This is a genomic window from Arthrobacter sp. SO3 (assembly GCF_020532825.1).
Taxonomy (GTDB): Bacteria; Actinomycetota; Actinomycetes; order Actinomycetales; family Micrococcaceae; genus Arthrobacter.
In genome coordinates this window covers 1-2293 of sequence record NZ_MQTS01000216.1, presented here as the reverse complement: position 1 = coordinate 2293, position 2293 = coordinate 1, and the positions used below count along the sequence as shown (strand labels likewise).

The 2293-nt window shown below is 65.1% G+C and carries 3 protein-coding genes; all 3 read left to right on the top strand.

Going from position 1 to position 2293, the window contains the following annotated elements; all coding sequences use genetic code 11:
• Nucleotides 1-869: acyl-CoA dehydrogenase family protein (locus BJQ90_RS19040; RefSeq protein ID WP_226761766.1), on the top strand; the 869-nt coding region annotated here is incomplete at its 5' end.
• 128 nt (nucleotides 870-997) lie between these two features.
• Nucleotides 998-1267, top strand: coding sequence for a hypothetical protein (locus tag BJQ90_RS19035; protein ID WP_226761765.1), 270 nt, complete (start codon nucleotides 998-1000; stop codon nucleotides 1265-1267).
• A gap of 464 nt (nucleotides 1268-1731) precedes the next feature.
• Nucleotides 1732-2034 carry a DUF4193 domain-containing protein gene (locus tag BJQ90_RS19030; protein ID WP_226761767.1) on the top strand — a complete coding sequence of 101 codons (303 nt, stop codon included), beginning with the start codon at nucleotides 1732-1734 and terminating at the stop codon, nucleotides 2032-2034.
• Nucleotides 2035-2293 lie beyond the last annotated feature (259 nt).

The window sequence follows — 2293 nt, the reverse complement described above, 5'->3', positions numbered from 1 at the left end:
GCTGGAATGGCCTGGAAACGTGCCGCGGTGGCCTGATTCTTAGCGCTGAAATGGCCGACTTAAAGTTGACGGAACACACCATCGGCGCCACCACCGTCCGCCTGCTCAGCAACAACCCGGACAAGGCCGCCCAGCTTACCGCCCACGGCATCGATGTCACCGAACAACTCCCCACCGGGGTGCACTTGTCCCCGGCCAACCGCAGCTACCTGACGGCAAAACGCGATCACACCGGCCATACCCTCGACCTGCCGGCCGACGCCGGCCCATGGCCGGAGGCCCGCCCGGCCAGGACTAGCGGGGCGGCCGCCACGAATATTGGGCCGGCCGCCACTGTGCCCACTCACGACGACATGCTCGGCCGCATCGACGGACTCATACCCCGGTTGAGGGAACGGGCAGAGGAAGCGGAGCGCCTTCGCCACATCCCGGAGTCCACGATGGAGGACCTCAAGGACGCCGGAATCTTTCATCTGCTTTCTCCCAAGGCAGTCGGGGGATTTGGACTGGGTGTCGGGACGTACGCCCAGGCCGTCCGCCGTCTGGCCCGCGGCTGTGCCTCCACAGCGTGGACCGCCGGTCATCTGATCGAGCATGTCTGGATGCTGGCGCGGTGGCCGCGGGAGGTCCAGGACGAAGTCTTCGCGAAAGGACCCGCTCCGTTGGCGGCTGCCACCGGGGCGCCGGCCGGCGTTGCCGAGAAGGTCCCGGGCGGCTACGCGGTATCGGGCTTGTGGAGTTTCGCGTCCGGGGTGATGCACTCCGGGTGGGTTCTGTTGGCAGCCCAGCACGACAACACGCGCTTGCAGTGCCTCGTCCCGATCTCCGACGTCGAATTGCTGGATGTGTGTGGCACACGGCCGGGCTGAGGGGCACGGGCAGCAATGACGTCCGGGCCGTGCGGCTGTTCGTTCCAGAGTACCGAACCCTGGACTGGGCGCTTCTGGGGGCGGCGGATAACCCGGGCAGCCGGATTCATCCGGATCCAATCATCCACATGCCCATGGCCACCCTGCTGAACGTGGTGGCACCCGCCGCGAGCCTGGGTGCCGCCGAGCACGCCGTCGAACTGTTCCGCGAGCGGATGCTGGTGCGCAAGGTCAAGAACACCGTCGGCGGAAGTGCCCACCGGCTGTCACATCCGCTTCAGCGGATCCAACGCGACGTCAACGTCCTGGTCAATCACCCGACCCTGACCTTGGATCCGATCCTGGAGCAGGCGGGCCGGGGTCTTCTGGGCCTCGGCTTCACTGTCGCTGCGTTCTAACTGAAGCTCTTTGGCGGCGATGTCCCAGTCATGGCTCGATCACACCGCGGTGCCAGCAGGTCGGAGCCTCACGCTTCGGGCCAGTTCGGGGCGTCGTCGACACCGCATCCCTGACGGCTGCACTGCCGGGCGCTCACGCGCCAGTCGGGCTGGTTGGAATCCGGCGAACGCGCGTCTTTCCAGATCGGTATGACCCTCGAGCCGCACTTTCGGCAAGCCGGCTCGACATGGGCGCGGCGTTGCGCTTTGTTCATGATTCCCCCCAAAGAAACTCCCCCGAATATAGCCAAATATCTAACGAATGTACAAAAGGAGCCGGTCCGGGCGTTGGGCGTGAAGCGCCCCGGCGTCCGCCCTGGCGCATGTCGTACCCGGAGGAATATCTGGCGGGAGGGAATACGGAAGCGATTCTGTATGTTGAACACCTATCCGAGCAGAAATTCGAAGAAGAGAGAATCACCTCAGTGGCAACCGATTACGATGAAGTACGTTCCGACGTCAAGGAATCGCAGGACAGGTCCCTGGAGGCGTTGCAGTCTGCCAATGCTCCCGACGCCCGCAGCGTGGTGAGCGAGCTGGACGAGGCGGATTCACTGGACGGCTCGATCACCCCGGGCGGAGAATTCGTTGCCGAGGAACTGGTCGTCCAGGTGATCCCGCAGGCGGAAGACGAATTTACCTGCTACTCCTGTTTCCTGGTGCGCCACCGCTCCCAAATCGCGCGTGAAAAGAACGGCCACGCGTACTGCATTGACTGCGAGGGATAAACCGAGGCTGCGAGCGGGGGCTGGCAATCCGCCGCTGAGGTAGTGGCACCAAACTATGTGAAGGAAACGCTGCGGGCACTACAATCGGCGCATGACCGTGCTGGAGTGGCTGCTGGATTCTGATCCCTCCGTCCGCTGGCAGGCGCTGCGGGATCTGGCCGGCGCTCCGGCCGGCGTCGTGGCTGCCGAGCGTGCGCGGGTTGCCACCGAGGGGTGGGGGGCCCGGTTGCTGGCGCTGCGCGGGGAGGATGGCCAATGG

Coding starts and splice junctions, on each gene's coding strand:
- BJQ90_RS19035 (WP_226761765.1), top strand. CDS start 998: ATGCCCATGGCCACCCTGCTGAACGTGGTGGCACCCGCCGCGAGCCTG.